25 protein-coding genes are annotated in these 23,384 nt (G+C 51.4%); 9 read left to right on the top strand and 16 right to left on the bottom strand.

What is annotated here, in order from left to right; genetic code table 11:
* Positions 1–426 precede the first annotated feature (426 nt).
* Positions 427–2,100: a hypothetical protein gene (locus FGU46_RS10240; protein WP_286474873.1), complete on the bottom strand. Its 1,674-nt coding sequence runs from the start codon at positions 2,098–2,100 to the stop codon at positions 427–429.
* Positions 2,101–2,457: 357 nt separating this feature from the next.
* Here FGU46_RS10240 and FGU46_RS10235 point away from each other — a divergent pair, with 357 nt between their 5' ends.
* Positions 2,458–3,207, top strand: coding sequence for a hypothetical protein (locus tag FGU46_RS10235; protein ID WP_286474870.1), 750 nt, complete (start codon positions 2,458–2,460; stop codon positions 3,205–3,207).
* A 5-nt stretch (positions 3,208–3,212) separates the two neighbouring features.
* Here the strand turns inward: FGU46_RS10235 and FGU46_RS10230 are convergent, their stop codons facing one another.
* From FGU46_RS10230 to FGU46_RS10180, 11 genes are all read right to left on the bottom strand, one after another.
* On the bottom strand, positions 3,213–3,485 hold the full coding sequence (locus FGU46_RS10230) for an ATP cone domain-containing protein (protein ID WP_286474868.1): 273 nt from the start codon (positions 3,483–3,485) through the stop codon (positions 3,213–3,215).
* A gap of 9 nt (positions 3,486–3,494) precedes the next feature.
* Positions 3,495–4,238: a DUF4013 domain-containing protein gene (locus FGU46_RS10225; RefSeq protein ID WP_286474866.1), complete on the bottom strand. Its 744-nt coding sequence runs from the start codon at positions 4,236–4,238 to the stop codon at positions 3,495–3,497.
* A 14-nt stretch (positions 4,239–4,252) separates the two neighbouring features.
* Positions 4,253–4,639, bottom strand: a complete 387-nt coding sequence (locus tag FGU46_RS10220) for a hypothetical protein (RefSeq protein WP_286474862.1) — start codon at positions 4,637–4,639, stop codon at positions 4,253–4,255.
* 12 nt (positions 4,640–4,651) lie between these two features.
* On the bottom strand, positions 4,652–4,816 hold the full coding sequence (locus FGU46_RS10215) for a hypothetical protein (protein WP_286474860.1): 165 nt from the start codon (positions 4,814–4,816) through the stop codon (positions 4,652–4,654).
* A gap of 516 nt (positions 4,817–5,332) precedes the next feature.
* Entirely contained in the window at positions 5,333–6,082 is a 750-nt protein-coding gene (locus FGU46_RS10210) for a SagB/ThcOx family dehydrogenase (protein WP_286474857.1), read from the bottom strand.
* 2 nt (positions 6,083–6,084) lie between these two features.
* Positions 6,085–7,563 (bottom strand): phytoene desaturase family protein, encoded by a 1,479-nt coding sequence (locus tag FGU46_RS10205; protein ID WP_286474854.1) that lies wholly within the window; start codon positions 7,561–7,563, stop codon positions 6,085–6,087.
* Positions 7,560–9,788: a PEP/pyruvate-binding domain-containing protein gene (locus FGU46_RS10200; protein WP_286474852.1), complete on the bottom strand. Its 2,229-nt coding sequence runs from the start codon at positions 9,786–9,788 to the stop codon at positions 7,560–7,562. Before FGU46_RS10200 ends, FGU46_RS10205 begins: the two co-directional genes overlap by 4 nt.
* A complete protein-coding gene (locus FGU46_RS10195; RefSeq protein ID WP_286474849.1) occupies positions 9,767–10,270 on the bottom strand; it encodes a pyridoxamine 5'-phosphate oxidase family protein in 504 nt (167 codons plus the stop codon). Before FGU46_RS10195 ends, FGU46_RS10200 begins: the two co-directional genes overlap by 22 nt.
* An 11-nt stretch (positions 10,271–10,281) precedes the next feature.
* The gene (locus tag FGU46_RS10190; RefSeq protein WP_286474847.1) at positions 10,282–11,073 is read right to left on the bottom strand and encodes a TIGR00266 family protein; all 792 of its coding nucleotides are present in this window, start codon (positions 11,071–11,073) and stop codon (positions 10,282–10,284) included.
* Between the two features lie 84 nt (positions 11,074–11,157).
* The gene (locus tag FGU46_RS10185) at positions 11,158–12,042 is read right to left on the bottom strand and encodes an alpha/beta hydrolase (protein WP_286474845.1); all 885 of its coding nucleotides are present in this window, start codon (positions 12,040–12,042) and stop codon (positions 11,158–11,160) included.
* 21 nt (positions 12,043–12,063) lie between these two features.
* Positions 12,064–13,539 (bottom strand): cryptochrome/photolyase family protein, encoded by a 1,476-nt coding sequence (locus tag FGU46_RS10180; protein WP_286474843.1) that lies wholly within the window; start codon positions 13,537–13,539, stop codon positions 12,064–12,066.
* Between the two features lie 136 nt (positions 13,540–13,675).
* Here FGU46_RS10180 and dmpI point away from each other — a divergent pair, with 136 nt between their 5' ends.
* The 3 genes from dmpI to FGU46_RS10165 are packed head-to-tail and all read left to right on the top strand — an operon-like array spanning position 13,676 to position 17,457.
* Complete coding sequence (dmpI, locus tag FGU46_RS10175; RefSeq protein ID WP_286474840.1) at positions 13,676–13,861, top strand: 4-oxalocrotonate tautomerase DmpI; 186 nt, start codon at positions 13,676–13,678, stop codon at positions 13,859–13,861.
* A 37-nt stretch (positions 13,862–13,898) separates the two neighbouring features.
* Positions 13,899–15,344, top strand: a complete 1,446-nt coding sequence (locus tag FGU46_RS10170; protein WP_353619904.1) for a bifunctional metallophosphatase/5'-nucleotidase — start codon at positions 13,899–13,901, stop codon at positions 15,342–15,344.
* Positions 15,345–15,357: 13 nt separating this feature from the next.
* On the top strand, positions 15,358–17,457 hold the full coding sequence (locus FGU46_RS10165; protein ID WP_286474836.1) for a thioredoxin domain-containing protein: 2,100 nt from the start codon (positions 15,358–15,360) through the stop codon (positions 17,455–17,457).
* A gap of 30 nt (positions 17,458–17,487) precedes the next feature.
* Here the strand turns inward: FGU46_RS10165 and FGU46_RS10160 are convergent, their stop codons facing one another.
* Positions 17,488–17,880 carry a CopG family ribbon-helix-helix protein gene (locus FGU46_RS10160; RefSeq protein WP_286474834.1) on the bottom strand — a complete coding sequence of 131 codons (393 nt, stop codon included), beginning with the start codon at positions 17,878–17,880 and terminating at the stop codon, positions 17,488–17,490.
* A 126-nt stretch (positions 17,881–18,006) separates the two neighbouring features.
* On the opposite strand from FGU46_RS10160, the gene FGU46_RS10155 reads away from it, so the two are divergent.
* From FGU46_RS10155 to FGU46_RS10135, 5 genes are read left to right on the top strand one after another with little or no spacing between them, the layout of a single operon-like run.
* Complete coding sequence (locus FGU46_RS10155) at positions 18,007–18,879, top strand: metal ABC transporter solute-binding protein, Zn/Mn family (RefSeq protein WP_286474832.1); 873 nt, start codon at positions 18,007–18,009, stop codon at positions 18,877–18,879.
* 39 nt (positions 18,880–18,918) lie between these two features.
* On the top strand, positions 18,919–19,668 hold the full coding sequence (locus FGU46_RS10150) for a metal ABC transporter ATP-binding protein (RefSeq protein WP_286474830.1): 750 nt from the start codon (positions 18,919–18,921) through the stop codon (positions 19,666–19,668).
* 11 nt (positions 19,669–19,679) lie between these two features.
* Positions 19,680–20,498 (top strand): metal ABC transporter permease, encoded by an 819-nt coding sequence (locus tag FGU46_RS10145; RefSeq protein ID WP_286474827.1) that lies wholly within the window; start codon positions 19,680–19,682, stop codon positions 20,496–20,498.
* A gap of 60 nt (positions 20,499–20,558) precedes the next feature.
* Positions 20,559–21,182, top strand: coding sequence for a hypothetical protein (locus FGU46_RS10140; protein WP_286474825.1), 624 nt, complete (start codon positions 20,559–20,561; stop codon positions 21,180–21,182).
* Entirely contained in the window at positions 21,179–21,496 is a 318-nt protein-coding gene (locus tag FGU46_RS10135; RefSeq protein ID WP_286474822.1) for a hypothetical protein, read from the top strand. The genes FGU46_RS10140 and FGU46_RS10135 overlap by 4 nt, the downstream gene beginning before the upstream one ends.
* An 89-nt stretch (positions 21,497–21,585) precedes the next feature.
* On the opposite strand, the gene FGU46_RS10130 is transcribed toward FGU46_RS10135, so the two are convergent.
* From FGU46_RS10130 to FGU46_RS10120, 3 genes are all read right to left on the bottom strand, one after another.
* Positions 21,586–21,981: a hypothetical protein gene (locus FGU46_RS10130; RefSeq protein ID WP_286474819.1), complete on the bottom strand. Its 396-nt coding sequence runs from the start codon at positions 21,979–21,981 to the stop codon at positions 21,586–21,588.
* A gap of 66 nt (positions 21,982–22,047) precedes the next feature.
* A complete protein-coding gene (gene rpiA, locus FGU46_RS10125) occupies positions 22,048–22,719 on the bottom strand; it encodes a ribose-5-phosphate isomerase RpiA (RefSeq protein WP_286474817.1) in 672 nt (223 codons plus the stop codon).
* 30 nt (positions 22,720–22,749) lie between these two features.
* Complete coding sequence (locus FGU46_RS10120) at positions 22,750–23,181, bottom strand: UPF0179 family protein (RefSeq protein WP_286474815.1); 432 nt, start codon at positions 23,179–23,181, stop codon at positions 22,750–22,752.
* Between the last annotated feature and the right edge of the window lie 203 nt (positions 23,182–23,384).

Raw genomic sequence — 23,384 nt, 5'->3', positions numbered from 1 at the left:
TTAAACCAACCATTTTTCCAGGGTATTCTATGCTCAAAACAGGATTTATACTCGACACAGAATAAGTCTCAAATTACATGGTTCGGTCGACAAGCCCCCCCGGTCTCATCAATCCGAACCATTAATTACCCCATCAAAGTGAAGATATATTTCAAAAGGAACTAACACAGAAGACTATTAGTAAGTACTATTCACCTAGTCTTCAAGACCTTTTGATTCGTAGATACCCATTTCCCCCGTATCACGATACAGTCTATTTCTCCCTATTACATCTTAGTACAAACTAATAGATAAAATGTTTGGCGAAAAGATTAAATAACCAATTCAAACGGCTGTAATTAATAAAAGAAATTATTCAAGTAATATTATGTGGGGTCCCCAAAATTCTATTTTAAAAAAAAATAAAAAAGGAAGGGACCAGGTCCCCTATTTTCTTTTTGGCAATATCATCCCACCTAGAACCATGATTATGGCTAAAGCCATGATGGCCAGTGGTACTCCTGTCTTCTGCATGCCAATGGTACCCGCGGCTTCCACTTCTGGAACTTCCGTCTCGTTGGTTGGAGCTGCCGTGGCCTGGATGGTCAGTGTGGCCAGGTTGTTAAAGAGGTCTGGGTCGAATTCAAGGGCAGTGGCGTTGGCTTGGTTGACTATAGGTCCCGGATTAAGGACCAGAGCGTTAAGTACCAGATTAACTGATTCTCCATTGGCCATGGTGCCGATGTTCCATATACCGGTAACCGGGTCATAGGTACCCTTGCTGGGGATGGCCGAGACCAGTTGCAGGTTGGTAGGAAGCAACTCCGTGGTAGTTACGTCATTGGCTGGGTCTGGACCCCGGTTGTTGATGATCAGGGTGTACTGTATGGTGTTCCCTACCTGGGGTTGGGTGTTGTTAACGGTCTTGGTCAGCTCAATGTCTGCTGACTTAACTGGTGGCGCTGCTTTTTCCAGGGTTAGAAGTGCCCATGCAGTGGAGAGCACCGGGTTGGTGGCCCATTTGGACATTGGCCAGGAGCCGTCGGCGTTTTGTTCCGGTAGAATGGCATTGGCGAAGTCCTGATACCAGTCTATACCCCCAATGGTGTCCAGGTTAAAGGTCTGAACTGCTTTCATTATACTGTAAGTGGCTATGTAGTTGGTTACGTCAGCAGGGGTGGTTTCTCTCCATCCAATGTCATTGTAACCGCTTCCTGGTGCGTTCCAATTAGTTACCAGATAATTTATGGCAGCAGTTACTCGGGGGCTGCTGGATTCATCCCCGATGAAGGCAAACTCCACGATCAGGTTTCCAGTGTTGTAGACGTTGGCGTAATAATCTTCGGGGTCGGTGTATCCAGAACCACCGGTGGTGTCGGACTGGATGTAATCTGCCCATTTACTGAGTTCTGTTTTCACGAATGCTGGCACCGTACAATTAAAACCATTGGCTGGACTGGTAGCGTAGACTAATCCAAGGACTGCGTATCCTGATACGGAATTATCAGAATAATCCGTGTTTGGTACGTAGTACCATCCCCCATCTCTCAATCCGCTGTCGGTCTGGGCCCAGGCTAAAAAGTCCACCACGTTTTGAGCCACTTGTTTGTAGGTCTGGCCATTTACTGGACTTCCTGGAACATTCACCACCCGGTCAGGTGCTTCACTGGCGGTTAGGGCAGCCAGGGCTATGCCGGTTTGGTAGATTACCCGGTAGTCGTTGATTCCTGAACCGAAGTACACACCTATGCCATCTCCATTGCTGTCTGGATTTCCATCGGGTTGAACGCCAATGGCGACGGTTTTGGCTTGTGAGAAGAGGTAATCCAATCCATCCTGCACTTCGTCAGAATACTGGTAGCTCGGGTCAAATGGGGATATACCCTGCTCGGTGGCATGGGTTTCCAGTTTTAACACCGCGAAATCAGTGGTGCCGATGAAGTCGCTGGTACCAAAGGATCCGTCAGCGTTCTGCTGATCTGCTAACCATTCCGTACCATTAGTTGTTGAATTTTGAATTTCTTCCGGCGTAGCGGCAAAGGAAGCAGAAGAAAATGCTATGATGCCAAAGAGGACTAATACCATGAATAAAAGCTTTTTACTGTTTTTTTGTTTTGTCATATCTTTTCACCTCCATTTACAATGATTAGAATTTGTTTATATGCGTGTATCTATTATTAATATTATTTAATTATAATGAGAGTACTAGAAATCATGAATAAAGTATTAAAAAGAATTTTTTTTAATATTGACTACCAACAGCCGTTATAATTGATTAGACAACCATATTCTTTCGGATAATAATTGCATTTTATGATCATTTCCAAAATCTTCCTAGAAAGCTAGGCTAGTATGCTCACCAAAAAAAGTAACCCCCTGATCAATTCAAGATATGGTATAAACTGGAAAATACTCTTACTCTCCTCTCTATCTGCAGGAAAATAAAAACATTAGAATAATGAACAACAACATAGATTAATGGCCAGTTATAAGGTTCGGTCCTTCCAGGACTGTGAATATTTCATCAGAACCCGGTCCTTTTTAAAACTCTACCCGGTGCTGGAGAGTTTAAAAAATAACAGGGGACGGTTCATACATGTCATTGGAGCTCCTGGAACAGGTAAATCTGCCAATCTATACAGCACCCTGGCTCTCTTAGATTTGAATGTTTATGAGGCCTTTCTTTTCCTGGACAGTGTGAAACTCACCCCCGATGAAGTATGGGACCAGTTTTGGGTCACCCTCCAGGAGGATCTGGGAGCTAAGACCCCGGATGAAATCTACCAGAAGGCCGCCCAGTACGATGTGGTGCTTTTTGCCGACATCTTCCTGGACCCGGAATATGTGCAGAAAGATAAGGTGGGTCTGGGTTTGTGGACTGAGGAACACGGCCCCAAAACCATCACCTTCTATTTGAGGGTTTTAGGGGAGTATTTGAAGCACCGGAAAGATTTAAAGAACATTAATATTGTCACCCAGACCGCCTGGATTTTGAAGTACCGGGGAGTGAAGTACGACCTTTTAACCGACTTCTACCTCCTCTCCTGGATACTGGTCTTCCTACTTAAGATCTTCTTTGAGGTGGTGCGGATCTCCTACACCGAGGAGGAGATCATACAAATCATAAGAAACTATGAGCCCCACTGCAGTGAGGAAAATATCCGAAGCCTAATAAAAAGATATGGGTACCGGCCCCGCTTCATACTGGAGGCTCTGGAAAAGGGTTAAATATATTATTTTTTGTACTTGCGGTCGAAGTTCCGCCAGGACTTGGCGATGTAGGGTTCGCATTTGTCCAGTTCGGTTAGAAGACAGCCCCTGATAGTCTGGGTGTCCACCTCACCCTTCTGGTCCAACTTCTTATTGATGTTGGTAAATACCTCATCCAGGATGGCCTGTTTCTCTTCCACACTGTAACCGGCATCGATGGTGGCCTTCTGCAGGGCCCCCCTGATCTTATGGGCCTTGAAGGCCTCTGTTTTTCCCTTCTTCTTTACCACTTTCATAATTAACACCTAATCCATATTAACGGCCAGGTAGGCCAGGGCCACCGAACGGGCCACCAGTATTTCCAGGTAGGGCTGGATTAATATCCAGGCTATAAAGGTTCCTAGAATGGGGATGACGCTGATAAAGGCCATGAGCACCACAGCCACCATGACCAGCACCACCATCAGCAGGTACCATAATAGGTAGTCACCCCAGCCAATGGCAGATATCATCTCCTGGATAACACCGAAGCGCAGTGCCTCCTTTATGCTCCCGGTGGCTGCCAGGTGGGCCGAGGCCATGGTCAAAAACAGGCTAAACAGCAAGAAAATCAGCACCACCAGGATGCCCGAAAGGAACATAACCATCAGTATGGACTGGACTGATGCCGAATAAACGAGCCAAGCGCACAGCACCAGAACCACCGTGGGGATGAGCAAGTATACAATCTGCACCACCAGCAGTTTAAGTCCATTTAAGAGGAGCTCCCCCCGATTGGAAAAATCAGGCAGTCCCTCTTCACCGGCCAGGGTGGTCTCCATGACCCTTAAATAGTACCCCGCCACGAAGAGGCCGGATATGAAAATCAGTATGCTGCTCAGGACCACACCTGCAGCCAGGGCCGCTTCATTACCAGTGAAGGCCAGAACCAGCAGGATCACCAGGGCGATAATCATCGCTCCCAGGGGAATCGCTCCCAGTATCAGCACTTTCTCCAGGGCCTGGTAGGGATATTTCAGGGCATCATTCACTACAGCATCAAGGTCCATGATTTAACTCCTCCTCAAATTGATTCTATCTCCCGGCGCAGACTGTGAAATTCCTCCCGGAACTCTTCTAAAAGTTTCAGGGATTCTTCCAGCTGTTGATCAGCACCAAGGGCCAGGTATTCCTGGTTGCTGGTCACCACCTCCTGGAGGTGGGTTAAAAGCCGCAGGACCTTAAAGTACAGGGAACGGTATGGTGCGGGTGGACTTATCTTCTCGTAGTTGAAGAACACCCCCTCCACATTCTCCCTTATCCGGTCCAGCTTGGTCTTAGCTTCCTCCGGGGGGATGGTTTTTTTCTGTTGTTTACGGGTAATTTCCATCAACAGGAGGATGGAGGGACCAGTATCCTTCAGGGCCTGGGAACTTTTTTTTTTGAATTGTTTGCGGGTCATTCCAAACATTAAACCTGTCCCTCACTGCATCATGTCCATGCGGGTGTTTTCCAGATCGTGCTGGACATTATGTTTCTTATTCTTCCTCTTTTTCAATGTGATGTGGGGTTTGGGAATATCAGGCAGACTACCATCCAGGGGTAAGGATATTATCACCGGAACATCTTCCTTCCTTTTCTTTTTCAAGATTTTGACCCCTTATAAATTTTCCTGGGAGAAGAGGATTGTAGTGTTGACTAGTTTAGTTCCCGATTTATAATAAAATTTTCCTAAAACCCCTGGAACCAGTGCACCGTACTTTAGAATAGTCTAAAACAAGGTTGAAAAAGTTTTTTTTACTAAATAAAGTTAAATTTTTTTAAAAAATAAATTATAAAAGTGATCTCTAGTTATTTATCCAGCATGATATACAGGATCAAAGGAATCAGGGTAAGTAGTTGATTTCAAATGATTAGTATGGCTGTGAGCCATCAAATACATGGATAAGATAACTAGAGTACCTATTGGCCTTAAACCAATTCACCCCCCCATTCCCGGATCTAGATCCAGGACGAGCACTTTTATCCTACCTGAGAAATTTTCTCATGGTAGGTACTAAAATTTCTTAATCAAACATATTAAAATTTGCTCTCCGTCACAAATAGAAAGATTTTTAAAAGCTCATATTATGTAATATTAGCTTAAAAAGTATGATACTTATTTTCAGAGCTTCCCGACTGGGGCGGCGTAGATTACAAACTCGTCCTCCCCATCCAGGCCCAGGAGTTGGTCGAAGTATTCCTGGTCGTAGGCACCAATGGCACAGGTACCGCAACCCAGGGCTTCACAGGCCAGGTACAGGTTCTGGCCCACGTGCCCGGCATCCATGGCTATGACCTTGTGACTGTCGATATCATAGCGCCACTCCATACGGTAGGGTATGGCGGTCCAGATGAAGGTCACTGCCGACTTTCCAGCGAAGGACTGGTCGAAGCTGGCCTTTATTATCTTCTCCCGGAGGTGGTCGGTCTGGAATTCCAGGAGCAATTCATGGGTCAGAGGCAAGTATCGATAAACACCCTCCTCTAATCCCTCCACCCGGAATACTGCCAGGTAAGTTTCCAGGGCATGGCGACAGCCTGCGGAGGGCACGGTACGGAAGGCGTACTTCCCGGCGTAGTGCCTGATCCCCTGAGTGGCCCATAAGAGGTAGGATAACTCCAGGAGACTTAAGGGTTCATCCCCATAACTTCGTCGGCTGACACGGTTCCGAATGGCCTCTGAAAGACTTATAGTAAAGACTTCTTCCCAGTCAGTAGTGGGCAGATCCACTCTTTTAGCATCCAGGGAGTAGGGTTTCTGGATGGGTGGGGCGGTAACTCCCCGGCTCTGATCCGTCTGGGAGAAGTCAATGGTTTTACGTATAGAGTCCTTCAGGAAGTAACGGTAACGGTTGATTTCTTCTCGGTTCATAACTATTTCCTCCCATATTTTTCCTGTATCTCCCGGGCCACCATCTGGCTGGAGACCATGGTCATGGGCACTCCAATACCAGGATGGGTGTACTGGCCGGTGTAGTAGAGGTTTTTCACCTTCCGGCTCTGGTGGGCTGGTCTGAACAGGGCAGTCTGATCCAGGGTATGGGTCAGGCCAAAGGCGGTGCCCTTGTAAGCATTGTAACGGTCCTGGAAGTCGGTGAGGGCAAATAGCTTCTTGACCACCACATCCCCCCGGATCTTATCCTGCAGTTTAGTCTCCAGGTCATCCATGATCCGGTGGTAGAAGTCCTCCCGCAGCTGGGGGGTGTCCTCCAGGCCCGGAGCCAGGGGGGCCAGGATGTACAGGGTGTTACAACCTGGAGGGGCTGCGGTTTCATCGGTCAGGGAGGGCACGTTAACGTAGTAGGAGGGATGTTCCGGCCAGGATGCCTCGGCAGGATTGAATACCGCGTTGAAACCATCCTCCCAGTCCCGTTCCAGGAAGAGGTTATGATGGGCCAGACCCTCCACCCGGCGGTTCACCCCCAGGTAAGCCACCATCGCCGAGGGCGAAAGTATCTTCTTCTCCCAGTAATTCTCATCATAGCTGCGGTGCTCAGCAGTCAGGAGATCCACTTCTCCGTGGTGATAGTCGGCGTTAACCACCACCAGGTCCGCCTCGTACACCGCCTGGTGGGTGATAACCCGTTTAACCCGGTTGTCATGGACTTCCAGTAACTCCACTGGTTGGTTGTAGATGAACTCCGCGCCGTAGGACTGGGCCAGGTCCCGTACTGCGTAGACTATCTCCCGCATCCCACCCCGGGGGTAGTACACTCCTAGGGTCAGGTCGGCATGGGACACCAGGTGATAGAAGCTGGGCGTGTTCTGGGGTGATCCTCCCAGGAATCCGATGGCGTATTCCAGGATCTTCCGGGCCTGGTCACTCTGGAACTGTTTGTTTACGTAGTGCTGCAGGTTCTCCCACAGGCGCAGCTTAGGTGCCTTCAGTAGGAGTTTACCACTCAACAGGTCCAGGACCGACCGGTAGTCCTTGTAGAGCATCTCATTGACCGAGAACTCGTAGAGCTCCCGGGATGATTCCAGGTAATTTTTGAGCTTCTCCCCCCCACCTTCTTCAAAGCTTTCAAATAAGCGGTAATTCTCCTCTATATCCGGGGATATATCGTAGACATCTTTATCGTAGAAGAATATCCGGTACAGGGGGTCCAGTTTCTCCAGGGCATAGAAGTCTTCAGGTTTTTTTCCAAAGTCGGCGAAAAACTTTTCATAGACATCAGGCATCAGATACCAGGAGGGTCCCATGTCGAAGGTGTAACCGTCCTCCTGGTACACGCTGCCGCGGCCGCCGGGTTGTTCGTTTTTTTCGATCACCGTCACTTCAAATCCGTCCCGGGCCAGTAACGCCGCGGCGGAAATGCCACCGAAGCCAGCCCCCACAATGATTACCTTCATAACTTTCCAACTCCACTTCTTTTAAGATCCTGTAATTCCAGATCGAACTCTGGTTCTCCCACCACCACCAGGCCCAGGTATCCATTAACCGTTAGTAAATCCCCGTTTTTAAGGATCTCCGTGGCCCGGCTCACCCCATTCACTGCGGGTATTCCCAGCTCCCGGGCGATGATGGAACTGTGCACCAGCATACCCCCACGGCGTTCCACTATCCCTGCGGCCAATGAGGCCAGGAAGGTCATCTGCGGCTCCACCGCATCACAGACCATTATCTCCCCACTCTGGAATTGGGAGAAATCATCCAGGGAGGTTATGACCCGGGCCCGGCCCGTGGCCATCCCAGGAGAGGAGGGCTGGCCCACCAATTGCCGGGGTTTGAAACCAGGAACAGGGATGTTCTTCTCCTTCGGGGGTGGTGTGAGATCTAATGGAAAAATTTCATCCAGCAGGGCCTGGTGGATGAGTGGCCAGTCAGATGGGGAGATTTTAACCCCTTCCTCCAGTCGGCTCTCCTTTTTTAAGATATCAACGGCTTGGTGGAGTATCTTCAGGAATTGGTTTTCCACCCGGCCCAGCAGGAGATTATCATCATCCCGCAGCTTCCAGCTTAAGCGACCGATACGCAGCACCTCGGTGACTTCCTCCCTTCGGGATTCCCCGGCGGCCTGGTAAAGTTTTTCCTGGAAGTCATCAGAAGAAGTCTCCAAACGTGTCCGGGGAGTCTGTTGGGACAGGTGATAGAGGTTGTCAAGGATAATCTCCGGATAACTCTGCAGGGACTGGTCCTGGTAGGATACATCCAGGTGATTATCCAGTAACTCCTTAAACGATTCCAGAAAACAGGCCAGGGAGGGTATCTGGGCCATTTCCTTTAGGAGGGCTTCCCCCCTGAATCCTTCGTTTAGGATGGTTTTCACCTGTTCCTGCTGTGGGGATGAGTCCCTTAGTATCTGTGCTGCCTGGTGGAAATCTTCATCCCTTTCCCGGGCCAGGAGCTCCTGTTTTTTGAATATCTCCAGGAACTCGTAGGGATGGTCCGGTTTCACCAGGTCGTTGTAGTAGGTGCCCAGGTTACGTATACCATGGGCAAAGGGTATGAACTCCTCCCAGTAGATATCCTTCCATTTCTGGTAAATCAAGGCCCTCCTTTCAAGTTCCCGGGCCAATTCCATCCGGGATAGGTGGCTGGTGTCCTGAGTCGATAGTCGAGTCCCTTCCTCGGCCAGTTGGGGTATCAGTTCTCCCTCCACCCGGTCGGCCAAGCTCTGCAGCTGTTGGAAGTGGGGGGTGAGGGTGAGGTACCACTGCCTTTCCTGGTTGTGGTCCTTCAGACTGGTGATGGGGCGCACCTGCAGCACGGTGAACTCCCTTCCCGTGCCAGTCCACTCCACATCCACCGGGTAGGTGAAGATCTCATCTATCCGGAGCAGATCTCTCACCAGGCCCTGCAGCTCTTCCGGACTGAGGAGAGGGGAGGTCTGGCCTACTGGTTGGTAGTGATCCACCACTTCTCCATCAGCACGCTGGATCACCCATTTTTCTCCTTCCTCCACGTTATCAACCAATCTGCTCAGAAGTCCCCCTACGGCCTGGATGATCATGTTATCCTGGGCCAGGGTAGGGTCCTGGGTGAAGGCCAACCCGGATACTGGTCTTTTCTCCATCCTCTGAATAACCACCGCCATGGAACTTTTAAGTGGGTCCAGGGATAGTTCTTCACGGTAGAGTATGGCCCGGTCCGTCCATAGGGATGCCCAGACCAGTTTAACCGCCTCTATGATCTTTTCCATTCCGGAGATGTTTACGTAGGAGTCATGGATACCGGCGTAGGAGGTTTTCATGGAGTCCTCCGCAGGGGAGGAGGAACGTACACTGAAACTTTCCTCATCGTTGTATTTCTGGAGCCAGGAGAGAAGTTCGGTGTGGATATCATCGTTCAAGGGGGCTTTTAAGAAGGCGGATCGGATGCGGAGGGAGGCGTCCCAGATCTCCTCCCAGCGCATCTCAGCTGATGCTTTGCGGGAGAGTTCCTGGTCAATTACCTGGAAGAGCTTATTTTTCCTTAGAAATTTCTGGTAGGCCATGGTGCTTATACAGAAGCCCTCCGGGACCCTAAAGCCCTCCCCCATGATTCGGGACAGGTTACGGGCCTTGGAACCAGTTAACTCGTTCCCTACACGGGCAGCATCCTCTAGTGCAACTATCAATCCGGGTTGGGGTTCCACTCACTTACCTCCTGGAATCTTTGCACCAAAAAGTAGCGGTAGATATCCACCACTACCAGCACCGTGGAGGGGGCCTCTAGGAAACTCTTCAGGTAAGGATGTTTATCTAGTAAAAGGGCGGCCCACTTGGTAGCTGGGTAGTCCATGAGACGGGATTTTCCAGTGATGGTCACGGCACTGATCTGGTTAATGGCCGGGGCTCTCTGGGAACGATCATCCACCAACAGGGCCACCGGCGGAGAGTTAGAAAGCAGTTGATACTTCCTGGTCTCCCGGGAGGTGGAGAATACCAGGTGTTTAAGGTCCGGGGTTATGGCGAAGCTGATGAGGGATGCGTAGGGCTGGCCTTCCCCCTGGGTAGCCAGCACCGCGAAGGGTTCCGAGTCCAGTAATCTCCGGATCTCCCCCTCCACTTCTAGGCAATCCTCCTGGAGGGTACAGGACCGTTCTGGAAAGAGTGGTTCGTCAGGAAATCCCGGCATGTTTTATCCTCCTAAAATCCGCTCAAAATTCCGCCCAGGTCGGTGCGGTTCTCGGCGGTGGGCTGGCCAGCACTTTTGACTATGGTCCGGGCCAGGGAGCTGAGGTTCATGGACTGCACCCATACTTTACCGTTACCGGAGAGGCGAGCGAAGAATATTCCCTCCCCACCGAATAGTAGATTTTTTATACCCCGGGAATCCAGGCCCCCTATAAACTGTATATCGTAGTCGATGGTGTCCTGGAAGGCCACCAGGCAGCCAGTGTCCACGTGGATGGTACCGCCGTAGTCCGCGGGGTTGAGTTCGATGAAGTTCCCACAGGAACCGATGAAGAGGGAGCCCTGGTCACTGAATTTCTGGAGGATGAATCCCTGTCCCCCGAAGAACCCGGCACCTAATTTTTTAGTCAGGGCCACGTTAAATTCCAGGCTGCTCTCTGCCGCCAGGAGGCCGTCGGATTGTACGTACAAGTCCTGGGTCCCGTCCAGTTCGAAGGTCTTGATCTCGCCGGGTATCATTTGGGCAAAGGCCACCAGGCCATCTCCACCCTGGGGGGTGAAGTAAACGAAGGCCAGACTCTCGCCGGCCAGGCTGCGTTTCCCAATGTCTATGGCGGTGCCTAGGGCCTGGTCCAGGAAGCCCTTCTTCTCCTGGGTCTTCTTCCTGGTTCCGAAGCGGGTGTCCATGTCCATGTTGCTGGTTTTCCACAGGAATTTGCCAGCGTCACAGTACACCTCCTCCCCGGGGGAGAGGTCGCACACCACCATCTGCATGGCGTTTCCAACTATTTTGTGTTTAATCATCTTCAATCACCCATCCACTTTATTACTATTGTTACATTTATCATTCCATGTATATGGACTTATACCTTCATGATCTAAAAGATGTTAATCCTCTAAGTCCCGTACAAATTGCCCCACACTCTCCAGGGACTGTTCCGCCTCGGGGAGGGTGGAAGGGAACATCTGCCAGGCATGGAACATACCCTGCCAGACTTCCAGGTTCACCTGAACCTCCCGTTCGATGACCTGATCCCGGAAGCGGTTAACATCACACAGGAGTAGTTCGCAGCTACCGGCCTGTAAGAAGATGGGTGGCAATCCCTCCAGATCCCCGTAAACCGGGGATAGGAGGAAGTTCCCGGGATTCTGGCCCCACCGGTAGGAGCCCATCAGTTTATGCAGACTATCGTAATCTATCCAGTCCTCCACATCCTTCAGGTGCTGGTAAACCACTGGGAAGGTCAGATCCAGTATGGGAGACAGGCCCACCGCAGCCCGGGGCATGTCTTCTTCCTCCCGCTTGAGGGCCAGGAGGGTGGATAGGGCCAGGTTGCCCCCGGCGGATATGCCCGTTAAAACAATGTCCCCTGGCCTGAATCCTTCCTCCACCAGCCACAGGTAGGAGTCCAGACAGTCCTCCAGGGCGGCGGGGAAGGGGTGCTCCGGGGCTAAGCGGTAATCCACACTGAAGATGGAGTTACCGGTGGCCAGGGATAGTTGCTGGCACAGGTCCTGGTGGGAGTAGGTGGAGCCCATGTTGAACAGTCCTCCGTGGAAAAAAAGCAGCACCTTTTCCTGGCTGCTTTCCGGGGTGACTATCCAGTAGGCCGGTGCCGGACTCTCCTCTTCCTGGCGTATTTTTATGGGTCCGGTGGAGGGGAAGGACTGGTAGAGTTCATCAAAATTATGGCGCAACTTATCGGGATCCCTTTCCTCCAGGTCCACCTGATTTTTTATTAACTCCAGTAACTCCCTGGCATCTTTTTTCATGATAGAAATCCTCATTTGGTATTAATAAATTTCTCCCAAGTTCTTCATAAACTCCCGGGCCCGTCTGCGGTGTTTTACCATCCTAGTCTCATCCTGGAGGTAGCCCTTCAGGAGGGCCAGGCGGGGGTTTTTCTCCACCAGGTCCCGGTGCTGGTCCAGAAAATTCCAGAAAAGAGCATTCCAGATGTCACACCACTCTCCCCGGGGATAGTTACTCATCTTCAGGAGGTAATTGGAGGAGCTGAGGTAGGGTTTGGTGGTGATAAGGCCCCCATCGGCGTACTGGCTCATACCGTAGACGTTGGGCACCATCACCCAGTCGTAGGCATCGATGAAGAAGGTCATGAACCATCGGTAAACCTCATCGGGGTCCAGTTCCAGGAGGAGCATCAGGTTGCCCAGGATCATCAGCCTCTCAATGTGGTGGGCGTAGGCCTGGTCATGAACCCGCTTCACCGTGGCATCGAAGGGTAAAAGTCCAGTTTCACCATTCCACACCCGCCGGGGCATGTTCTTATGGTGTGCGAAGTAGTTCCGGGTGCGCTGCCGCTCTCCCTCCCGGATGTAAACAGCCCGTAGGAACTCCCTCCATCCGATGATTTGGCGTAGGAATCCTTCCCGGGAGTTAAGGGGGATGTTATCCTGCTGAAGCACCCCTTCCACCACCTGCCCTGGGGTTAACAGTCCCAGGTTGAGGCTGCTGGAGAGGAGGGAATGGAAGAGGAAGGGCTCAGTTTCATGGATGGCATCCTGGTAGTCTCCGAAGAAGGCCAGACGGTTCTCCAGAAAATCTGAAAGCCAATCCTCCGCCTCCTGGTGAGTCACCGGGTAGATGAAGCCACCAGTACTTCCCGGGTGGTGGGGAAATTTTTCCTCCACATAGTGCTCCGCTTCTTCCAGGTAAAGGCCTGGCTTCAGGTCCTTCACCGGGGGGATGTTCATCTTCCGGGGGAGCCGGCGCCGGTTGTACTTATCAAAGGTCCAGCGCTTACCAGCCGGTTTATCCCCCTCCAGGAGTATGTCCAGCCGCTTACGCATCTCGATGTAGAAGGTGGTCAGGTGGTAACGTTCCCTGGTTTTAAAATAAGTTTCTAGATCCTTTCGGGAGTTAATGAAGGAGGGAGTGTCCAGCGGGGCGGTTTGGATGTGATATTTAAGAGAGTGTCTGTGCAACCGTTCCTCCAGGGCGTGGTCCACCGGGTCGCAGTAATGAATCTCCCCCACTCCCTCGGCCTGGAGGTTGGTGAAAAGATAATCCATCCCAGTTTGGGGCTGGTATTCCAGGTAATGGACTTCATAGCCCCGGTGGATGAGCAGGTCCTGGTAGGCCTTCAGGGAGGCCCGGTGAAGCAACAACTTCTTCTTATGGAAAAGGATACGGTACTGGGGGTCGCAGAAAAAAAGGGGATCCTCGGCTAGATAAACCGGATTACCCTCCTCCAGACCGGGATGGTCCCGTAAAAGTTGGTGTGGAAAGATCACCGTAGCCGCCTTCATACCCCATTACCCCCTGGTATACTGTTATGTTCCTGGGAGACTATCAACTTTTAAAAAAAACCGGCCCCCCAGATCTATGCCTGGAGAAAATTTATTTCCCGGGTGGGAGAGATGTATAACCTGGAGGTGAGATTACATGCCAGTTATTACCATCGATGCCCCACCACTTAGCCGGGAACAGAAAGCCCAGCTGGTTAAGTCCTTTGCTGAAACTGCCAGTGAGGTTATGAATCTCCCGGTGAGTGCCATGGTGTTCATCATCAACGAAGTGGAACCGGAAAATGTGGGAGTGGGGGATATCTTGCTCTGTGACCGGGAGTGATCGAAATAAAACCATTTTTTTAATAAATGGGGGGTGAATTTTCATTTCCAGAAAAAAATTAACGCTTTTACAGTTAAATGACAGCCATGGTTATTTGGAGTTACATCAGGAGCTATTCTGGAAGGGTAAATATCCCCATCACCGGCTGGTGGGAGGATTTGCCCGTCTGAAGACCCTGATGGACTCTGTCCGTAGGGAGGGACCCACACTGGCTCTGGACTGTGGAGACACCATCCATGGCACCTACCCGGTGGTGCAAAGCCAGGGTGAGGCCATGGTCCCGGTGTTGAACCAGATGGGTCTGGGAGCCATGACCGGCCACTGGGAATTTGCCTATGGTCCCCCACAGTTCCGGAAAATCACATCGAAGCTGAACTATCCCATGCTGGCTGTGAACTGCTATCAGGAGAAGAATAATAAGCTAGTTTTCCCTCCCTACACCATCCTGGAGGAGGGCGGCCTCCAGATAGGGGTCATAGGTGTGGCGGCCACCATCGTGGACAAGGTCATGCCGCCCCATTTCAGTGGGGGTATCTACTTCACCCTGGGAAATGAGGAACTGCCCGGATACATTGACACCCTCCGAAAAAAGGAAAGGGTGGATCTAATTGTTCTAATATCTCATCTGGGCTTTCCCCAGGAGGTGAAGCTGGCGGGGGAGGTGGAGGGAATGGATATCATTCTTTCCAGCCACACTCACAACCGCCTGTACCATCCGGTGAAGGTGAAAAACACCATCATCATCCAGTCTGGATGTCACGGTTCCTTCTTAGGCCGTCTGGATCTGGAGGTGGAGAGCAGAAGGGTGAGAAATTATCAGCACCAGCTCTTAACCGTGAAGGAGGATATCCTTCCGGACCCGGTGGTGGAGGAGTTGGTTCACCGGGCCACTGGACCACATCAGGAGATGCTGCAGGAGAGGGTGGGTCACACCCGGATAGCCCTGAACCGGAACACCATCCTGGAGTCAACCATGGACAACCTACTCCTGGAGAGTCTTCTGGCCTCCACCGCCGCGGAGGTGGCCTTCTCCAATGGTTGGAGGTACGGGACTCCGGTTCCACCGGGTCCTGTGACCATGAACGACTTGTGGAACATCATACCCACCAATCCACCAGTCTCCATGGTGGAACTGACTGGAAGGGAGATCTGGAAGATGCTGGAAGTGAATGCCGAGTTAACTTTCAGTCAGGACCCCTACCAGCAGATGGGTGGCTACCTGAAGCGCTGCCGGGGAGTTGACCTCTACCTGAAAATTGAAAATCCATTCGGAGAGCGGGTGCAGGAGATATTCATACAGGGAAAACCTTTGGAACCAGGGAAAACATACCAGGCCGTGTTTGTAACCAGCCAGGGGGTGCCCTCCTCTTATGGAAGAAACCGGGAAGAAACCGACCTCCGGGCCGTGGAGGCCCTGAAACATTATGTGGAAGATGAAAAAATTGTGGAAACTCCTCTGGAGGGAAATGTAGTGGCAGTTTAAGTGGTGATAGTTTATGGCTGATGAAGAAAAATTTACCAATCATTTGAAGGATGAGAAGAGTCCCTACCTGCTTCAGCATCTGCACAATCCAGTGGACTGGTACCCCTGGGGTGAGGAAGCCTTCCGGAAAGCCAGAGATGAAGATAAACCCATATTTCTTTCCATCGGCTATTCCACCTGTCACTGGTGCCATGTCATGGCCCGGGAGTCCTTCCAGGATGGGGAAATCGGGGAGATCCTGAACCGGTACTTCGTGGCGGTGAAGGTGGATCGGGAGGAGCGTCCCGATATTGACAGTGTGTACATGACCGTGTGCCAGATGATGACCGGATCCGGGGGCTGGCCCCTGACCATCATCCTCACCCCGGAGAGGAAGCCCTTCTTTGCGGGGACCTACTTCCCCCGGGAGAGTGTTGGACGGGGGGTGGGCCTAAAGGACCTGCTTCTAAACGTCCAGGACCTGTGGATGGATAAGAGAGCTGAGCTACTGGACTCGGCTCGGGATATCAAAAGTGCCCTGGAGAAGTTAAGCCAGACCCAGCAGGGACCACTCCTGGATAGTGAAGTTCTGGACCAGGCCTACCAGTCCCTTAAGGATAACTTCGACCATGATAAGGGCGGATTTGGTGGGTTCCAGAAATTCCCCACCCCCCACCATCTGCTCTTCCTCCTGAGGTACTGGAAGGCCACCGGTCAGGAGGAGGCCCGGGAGATGGTGGAGATCACCCTGCAGAACATGACCCATGGTGGAGTGTGGGACCATGTGGGCTTCGGCTTCCACCGTTACGCGGTGGATCCCCACTGGCTGGTACCCCACTTCGAGAAGATGCTCTACGACCAGGCCCTCATGGCCCTGGCCCTCACTGAATGTTACCAGGCCACCCGGAAGCCACTCTACCGGGAGACTGCGGAGAAGATAATGGAGTACGTTCTCCGGGATATGAGGTCCCCGGAGGGTGGTTTCTACTCCGCCGAGGATGCCGACAGTGAGGGGGTGGAGGGCAAGTTCTACCTGTGGTCCCACCAGGAACTGTCACAGATCCTGGACCCGGAGGAAGTGGAGCTGGTAGAAAAGGTGTACCACACCACCAGGGAGGGCAACTATCGGGAGGAGTCCACGGGCCTGCATTCCGGCCAGAACATCCTGCACCTGGAGGGGCCACTTGAAAACACTGCCTCCCGGTTGGGACTGGAGTACCCTTTACTGAAGGATAAACTGGATGGGATCCGTCTTAAACTCTTCACTGTCCGGGAGGGGAGAGTGCACCCCCATAAGGATGATAAGATACTGGCCGACTGGAATGGCCTGATGCTGGCGGCCCTGGCCCGGGCCAGCCAGGTCTACGGTAACCAGAAATACCGGGATGCCGCCCGGGACTGTCTGGATTTTGTTAAAAATAATCTCTACCAGGGGGGCCGGTTATGGCACCGCTACCGGGAGGGTGAGGTGAAGGTGGATGGTAACCTGGATGACTACTCCTTCCTGATCTGGGGCCTTCTGGAATTGTACCAGTCCACCCTGGAAAGCAGTTACCTGGAGCTGGCCCTGGAATTGAAGGAGACCCTGCTTGATCTTTTCCAGGACCCGAAGGGGGGTGGTTTTTACTTCACTGCCCAGGATGCCGAAGAGGTTCTGGTACGTAAAAAGGAGGCCTACGATGCAGCCATTCCCTCCGGGAATTCGGTGGCTTACCTGAATCTGCTGCGCCTGGCCACGTTACTGGAGGGCCAGGAACTTAAAAGAACAGCCCTGCAACTGGAGATGGCTTTCGCTTCCTCTATTAAAGTAACTCCCACTGGTTTTTCCATGTTCCTGGCCGGTTTACAGTATCGCCTGGGCCCCAGCTTCAACGTGGTAATCTCCGGAGGGGAGGATGATGCGGACACCAGGAAGATCATCGGCGGGTTAAGAGCTCGTTACCTCCCCCATGTGACTCTTCTCTTAAATGCAGGCGAGGATATCTGGTTGAAGAGTAAGGTGGAGTCACTGCCTTCTAAAATATCCCTAGAGGGGAGGGCTACGGCCTACGTATGCGGCTCCGGTACCTGTTACCCCCCCACCCACCAACTGGAGGATGTTTTAAGGACTGTGGAAAAAGTAGATTCTGCTTAACCATAAAAAAATTTTATCTATCGGAGGCTTTTAATCCCGGGGCAGGCTCACCAGTTTACTGTAGAGAGACTTAACGTTCTGGTTCAGGCGTCGGTCCAGTTCTACCATACGCTGGGCATCTCCCTCCAGTATAAAAAGTTCCAGGCATTGCTTCTCCTGGAGGTGGCTGTGAATCTGGGTGCTGATGATGTCCTCGTAGTCGTGTTTTATCTCCGTGACCTGGTCTTCGGACCTCTGGGGGTGGATGAGGATGAGTATAGAGTGTATATTCCCTTCCAGCTCCCGTTTTTCACGGTTATCTTCGATGAACATCCGGGCTCCAGAGCGGATGACCTCGGAACGGCCGGAGAATCCCAGTTCATCCTTTAGGGCGTCCAGTTCTTCCAGGAGTTTCTGGCTCAGGGACACACTGATGATGGTCATACACCTATTATTATTAAATAATTATAAATATTTTGCTAAATTTTATTAAGATAATTTATAAATATTAATAAAACGATATTTACTGTAGAGAATTTACTGTAGAGATTCATTGGGAGGATAGTTGTTGTGGCAGGGAAGTTTAAGATCTTCATCATCCTACTGGTGGCCATCATCGGCACATCCTTACTGTACTTTTTACTCCTTCCCGATACCCAGACCCAGTCCAGCGACCAGGTACGGGTGGTGGTATCGGTGGCTCCCCAGGAAGAGTTTGTGAAGGCAGTGGGGAAAGATAAGGTTCAGGTTACGGTGATGGTTCCCTCCGGAGCAGACCCCCATACCTACGAACCCCTGCCCAAACAGATGCAGGAACTCTCCCAGGCCCAGCTCTACCTCATGGTGGGCTCACCCCTGGAGTTTGAACTGACCTGGATGGATAAGATGAGGGCCATGAATCCCCAGATGAAGGTGGTTAACACCTCCCAGGGTATAACCTTACTACCCAGCCAGGGGGAAAGTTCCAGCGACCCCCACGTGTGGGTTTCTCCCAGGAATGCCCGGGTTATGGTGGAAAACACCTACCAGGCCCTGGTGGAGGTGGATCCGGATAATCAAAAATATTACCAGGAGAACCGGGACCAGTACCTGGAGCGGCTGGACCAGGCAGACCAGAATCTAACTCACTCCCTCCAGAAAGTTAATAGTAAGAAGATCCTGGTTTACCATCCGGCCTGGGCCTACCTGTGCCGGGATTACGGATTAGAACAGATATCCATCGAGAAGGAGGGTAAAGAGCCCACCTCACAGGACCTGACCCGGCTGGTGGATCAGGCCCGCCAGGAGAACATAACCCTGGTCTTTGTATCCCCTCAGCACAACCAGGAAAACGCCCAGGTAATTGCCGATGAGTTGGGGGGAGAACTGGTGGTGGTGGATCCCCTGGCCAGTAACTACCTGGAAAACATGGCCCAAGTGGCAGAGGCCTTCTCCCGTAACTAGCCGGATACTGGGATTATACTAAAAGATAGGAAGGAGTCTATGGAAGAAACTGCAGTAAACATTAAAAATGTGAGCTTTTACTACCGGAAGAGGATGGTGCTGGAGGATGTTAATCTCCAGGTTCCCCATAAATCTTTTCTGGCCATCATCGGCCCCAATGGTGGGGGTAAGAGTACCCTGCTGCGTATCATGCTGGGCCTCATCACTCCCCACCAGGGAGAGGTGCAGGTGTTTGGTCAGGAACCTTCCCAGGCCCGCCATTTGATGGGGTACCTGCCCCAGCATGTGTCCTTCCTTCATGACTTTCCCATTAATGTGGAGGACACGGTCCTGACCGGCCGTTATCATGGACTGTTCCATGGTTACCGACCGGAAGACCGGGAGGCAGTCTCCAAGGCCCTGGATATGGTGGAGTTGGAGGGTCTGGAGGACCGTCAGATGGGACAGCTCTCGGGTGGACAGGTGCAGAGGGTTTTCCTGGCGCGGGCCCTGGTTAAAAATCCGAAACTACTCCTCCTGGATGAGCCCATGTCCAGTGTGGATCCCCAGATGCAGTTTTCCTTTTACCAGCTCCTGGAGAAATTGAAAAAAAGGATGTCCATCATCCTGGTCACCCACGATGTCGGGGCCGTCTTCGACCAGGTGGAACTCATTGCCTGCCTCAACCAGCACCTGTACTACCATGGCCAGGTGGAGGGTGCCGGGGAAGTAATTGAGAAGATGTATGGATGTCCCCTGGAAATAATCACCCATGGTACCACTCCCCACCGTATGCTGAAAAGACATTAGAGTTGATTTTTATGCTGGAAATTTTAGAGTACAGTTTCATGCAGAACGCCTTCCTGGCCGCCGTCCTGGTCAGCGTGGCCTGTGGCGTGGTGGGTAGCTACGTGGTCATTAAGAGGATCGTCTTCATCAGTGGCGGCATCAGCCACTCCGCCTTCGGAGGGGTGGGACTGGGATACTTCCTGGGGGTTAACCCCCTCCTGGCGGCGGTGCCCTTCACCCTGCTGGCTGCCACCGCCATCGGCCTCATCAAAAAGAGGATGGAGGTCTCGGAGGATACTGCCATCGGTATCTTGTGGAGTGTGGGTATGGCCCTGGGGATCATCTTCGTCAACCTCACCCCGGGCTACGCCCCGGACCTCTTAAGTTACCTCTTCGGGAACATACTCACCGTCCCCACCACCGATCTGTACCTGATGCTCCTCCTGGATGTGGTGATCCTGGTCACGGTCTACCTCTTCCAGAGGGAGTTCCTGGCTTTGTCCTTCGATGAAGAATTCAGTACCGTGGTGGGAATGCCAGCCGAGGCCATTTATCTTTTACTACTGGCCCTGGTGGCCCTGTCGGTGGTGGTGCTCATTAAGGTGGTGGGGGTCATACTGATCATCGCCCTTCTAACCATACCCGCCGCCATCTCCCGGGAGTACACCAACCAGCTGGGCCAGATGATGATCCTATCGGTGGCCCTGGGAATAATCCTCACCACCGGCGGATTGATCCTCTCCTACCTATTCAACCTGGCCAGCGGGGCTACCATCGTCCTCTTCATGGCCCTGGCCTTCCTCATATCCTCCCTATTAAAGGAATTCACCGGAACTTTACCAACAAGGTAGCCATCCCTGGAAGGGGAGTTCTAGAAAAAAATATATGAAAACAGGTGCAGATCCATAGTTATGAAGTCAGGAAAAGTCCTGGGCCTGGTTTTAGTCCTTTTTTTTGTTTCTTCCTTAACCACGGTTTATGGGGATGTTCTGGAGCCCGGTAAAAAGACGGTGCCCATCTACTACGTACTTGAAAATATTAATGATTACCCCGATTACGTGTTCCTCTTACATGGGAACCCCTCACCGGATTTTCAGATCCTGAATTCATCACCCTTCACCTTTTACAAGTTCAGTGTGGCTTCCATCTACGTGAACCTGACCCAGTTCCAGCCGGCGGAGCTGATGGCTATGAACTCCAACCAGTTGGATAACTATTTCCAGAATGATTCCCGGGTCTTAAATGCCAATCTCCAGTTGGAATCCATCTACCGGACGGTGAGCGATACTGATCCCCTGGAAAATGCTACCATCATGCTGAAAGTCGTGTCCCTGGATGATAACGGCCTTGAAATCAAGAAGGATCGGATAATATTCGGCTATAATGATGGACAGTCCGAAGAGAAAAGTTATGTGGAACAGAACACCACCCCAGAGGCTCCCACTGAGCCGTTAAATCTGTACTGGTACTATCTGCTGCCTATCCTGGCCGCAGCGGCCATCCTGATCATCCTCCTGTACCGCCGATACTCATGATCCATTTTTTCATCACCGCCTGGGTGTTGACGGTGTCCCTGGAGGCAGTGGTGTGGTGGATATTTCTTAAAGGTAAACCGGGCCCGCTGGTGTTTTACTCGGTCCTGATTAACTCCCTGACTTTGCCCCTGGCCCAATATCTTTATCTGAACTTCCTGGATAACCTGCCAGTCATGGAGTTCCTGGTGGTTCTGGTGGAGACCATCCTGATATACCTGCTGTTAAGGGTTAAACCCCACCAGGCCTTTTACCTGGCAGTGGTGGCTAACCTGGTCAGTGCCCTGGTGGGGCTGCTGGTGGTGAGCCTCTGGTGAAACCCTGCATTTAAAATAAAGTAGGCCACTTCAATCGGCTAGTAACTATAAGTACCCTCAATTTAAAGATAGCTTCCCTGCATCTTTGACTAGGGACTCACGTAGGTGGCGAAGTTTCGGTGGCAGGTATAGCATTGGTAGTAATAGAACCAGTAGTTCCCCTGGGTTGAGGATCCAGTTTGGGTGGTGGAGTTGGAATTACAGTAGGGACATACCGGAGTTTCGGGCCCTATAAATTCCAGGTCCTTTTTTATAACCGTGTAGGTCTCTCCCTTAAATAGGATCTGGGAGGGAATGGTGTAATTCTCGGTGAGGTTGGCGTCCTCGGGGATATCGATTTCTTCTTCCTCTTCCGGGGCTATACTGGCCACGGTTCCACTGCTTTCCTGAACCAGGGGGTGGGAGCTTAAGTAAATTCCGGTGACGGCCAGAATACCGCCCACCACAATTAGGACCACCAGTAATTTTTTAGTTAATAGGCGCATAACATTCACTTCAGTACTAATATTTTCTAAAATTCATCCGGTCATTTATTTAAGATCTAACCCGGGTTACGGCTTTAAGGATCTAACCTGGGTTACGGCTCCGATGAGGACTTCGTCCACTTCACCGGTGAATATACCGTTTTCCAGGACCCCTGGTATGTTGTTTAATTCCTTCTCCAGGAGGACCGGGTGGGGGATGTTATCAAACTGCACATCCAGGATGAAGTTGTTGTTATCACTGATAACCGGGCCATCCTTCATGTGGGCCATACGTAAACGGGGCGTTCCTCCCATGGATCCCAGACGCTCTTTAACCATGGTCAAAGCTCCTGGAAGGACTTCCACTGGCACCGGGAATTCCCCCAGCTGTTCCACCAGCTTAGATTCATCCACGATAACCAGGAAGGTTTTGGCGGCATAATCCACAATCTTCTCCCGGGTGTGGGCGGCACCTCCCCCCTTAATGAGGTTGAGGTAGGGGTCCACTTCATCGGCACCATCCACCGCCAGGTCCGGTCGGTGCTCATCCAGGGTGGTAACCGGTATTCCCAGTTCAACGGCCAGGAAATAGGACTGGTAGGAGGTGGGTATACCCCACACTTCCAGTTCCTCCTCTTTTAACCGTTCAGCCAGGCTTTTAATGAAGTGGTGGGTGGTGGAACCAGTTCCCAGACCCACCACCATACCATCCTTCACCCGCAGGGCTGCTTCAATTCCTACACGTTTTTTAGGATCCATACAAGGGCACTCCGTTCATATTAAATCATTTTAGTATTTGACCAGTACCATGGTGAGTTCGTAACCGCGGGGACATTTCTTGGGGGGTTTGCCCATTTTTTTGACAATTTTGCACTTATCATCCGGATAAAGTCCTTCCGGGATGCATAACTCTCGCAGGGAACATTCCTCATCACACTGGCGGGGAGTGTAGGAGAAACGAGACCCCTCAAATGCCTTTTTAGAATCTATCAGGGTCTTGATCAGGGCCCGTTCCACCTCCACCACTTTAACCTGCCCCCCATCATGCACCGGGCAGGGATGGATGGTGTCCTTCACATTTTTAATCCGATAAATTCTCCCTGACTCCAGGGAGTCTATGCAGGTGGCTTTGAAGCGGCACTCCTCGCACTGGATGGAAGCACCGTAGTGGATGAATTTCAGTCCTTTATCAGCTAAACTTTTCCCAATAAGAGTTATCATGACAATAATCCCCCTGGGCTACTATCTGCCCAGTGATATCATGGACCAGTAAAAGTATGATCAAGGTATATTTACAGACCAATCCAATAAGATTTCTTATCCTAATCGGGTTTATATCTATTTCCCTGGTGATGTTCCCATGGGAGTAACGGGAACTTTGTAGTTAAAAATAGGAATGGCCTCTTAGTGTATGGATTTAAGTG

Source organism: Methanobacterium sp. CWC-01 (assembly GCF_030323845.1).
Lineage (GTDB): Archaea > Methanobacteriota > Methanobacteria > Methanobacteriales > Methanobacteriaceae > Methanobacterium > Methanobacterium aridiramus.
Note: the sequence above shows the minus strand (reverse complement) of the source record. Positions and strands in the feature narration are given on the sequence as shown.

Coding starts and splice junctions, on each gene's coding strand:
- FGU46_RS10165 (WP_286474836.1), top strand. CDS start 15,358: ATGGCTGATGAAGAAAAATTTACCAATCATTTGAAGGATGAGAAGAGT.
- FGU46_RS10220 (WP_286474862.1), bottom strand. CDS start 4,639: ATGTTTGGAATGACCCGCAAACAATTCAAAAAAAAAAGTTCCCAGGCC.
- FGU46_RS10190 (WP_286474847.1), bottom strand. CDS start 11,073: ATGATTAAACACAAAATAGTTGGAAACGCCATGCAGATGGTGGTGTGC.
- FGU46_RS10130 (WP_286474819.1), bottom strand. CDS start 21,981: ATGCGCCTATTAACTAAAAAATTACTGGTGGTCCTAATTGTGGTGGGC.
- FGU46_RS10180 (WP_286474843.1), bottom strand. CDS start 13,539: ATGAAGGCGGCTACGGTGATCTTTCCACACCAACTTTTACGGGACCAT.
- FGU46_RS10210 (WP_286474857.1), bottom strand. CDS start 6,082: ATGAACCGAGAAGAAATCAACCGTTACCGTTACTTCCTGAAGGACTCT.
- FGU46_RS10160 (WP_286474834.1), bottom strand. CDS start 17,880: ATGACCATCATCAGTGTGTCCCTGAGCCAGAAACTCCTGGAAGAACTG.
- FGU46_RS10230 (WP_286474868.1), bottom strand. CDS start 3,485: ATGAAAGTGGTAAAGAAGAAGGGAAAAACAGAGGCCTTCAAGGCCCAT.
- FGU46_RS10135 (WP_286474822.1), top strand. CDS start 21,179: ATGATCCATTTTTTCATCACCGCCTGGGTGTTGACGGTGTCCCTGGAG.
- FGU46_RS10145 (WP_286474827.1), top strand. CDS start 19,680: ATGCTGGAAATTTTAGAGTACAGTTTCATGCAGAACGCCTTCCTGGCC.
- FGU46_RS10120 (WP_286474815.1), bottom strand. CDS start 23,181: ATGATAACTCTTATTGGGAAAAGTTTAGCTGATAAAGGACTGAAATTC.
- FGU46_RS10195 (WP_286474849.1), bottom strand. CDS start 10,270: ATGCCGGGATTTCCTGACGAACCACTCTTTCCAGAACGGTCCTGTACC.
- FGU46_RS10205 (WP_286474854.1), bottom strand. CDS start 7,563: ATGAAGGTAATCATTGTGGGGGCTGGCTTCGGTGGCATTTCCGCCGCG.
- FGU46_RS10140 (WP_286474825.1), top strand. CDS start 20,559: ATGAAGTCAGGAAAAGTCCTGGGCCTGGTTTTAGTCCTTTTTTTTGTT.
- FGU46_RS10240 (WP_286474873.1), bottom strand. CDS start 2,100: ATGACAAAACAAAAAAACAGTAAAAAGCTTTTATTCATGGTATTAGTC.
- rpiA (WP_286474817.1), bottom strand. CDS start 22,719: ATGGATCCTAAAAAACGTGTAGGAATTGAAGCAGCCCTGCGGGTGAAG.
- FGU46_RS10225 (WP_286474866.1), bottom strand. CDS start 4,238: ATGGACCTTGATGCTGTAGTGAATGATGCCCTGAAATATCCCTACCAG.
- dmpI (WP_286474840.1), top strand. CDS start 13,676: ATGCCAGTTATTACCATCGATGCCCCACCACTTAGCCGGGAACAGAAA.
- FGU46_RS10235 (WP_286474870.1), top strand. CDS start 2,458: ATGGCCAGTTATAAGGTTCGGTCCTTCCAGGACTGTGAATATTTCATC.
- FGU46_RS10185 (WP_286474845.1), bottom strand. CDS start 12,042: ATGAAAAAAGATGCCAGGGAGTTACTGGAGTTAATAAAAAATCAGGTG.
- FGU46_RS10150 (WP_286474830.1), top strand. CDS start 18,919: ATGGAAGAAACTGCAGTAAACATTAAAAATGTGAGCTTTTACTACCGG.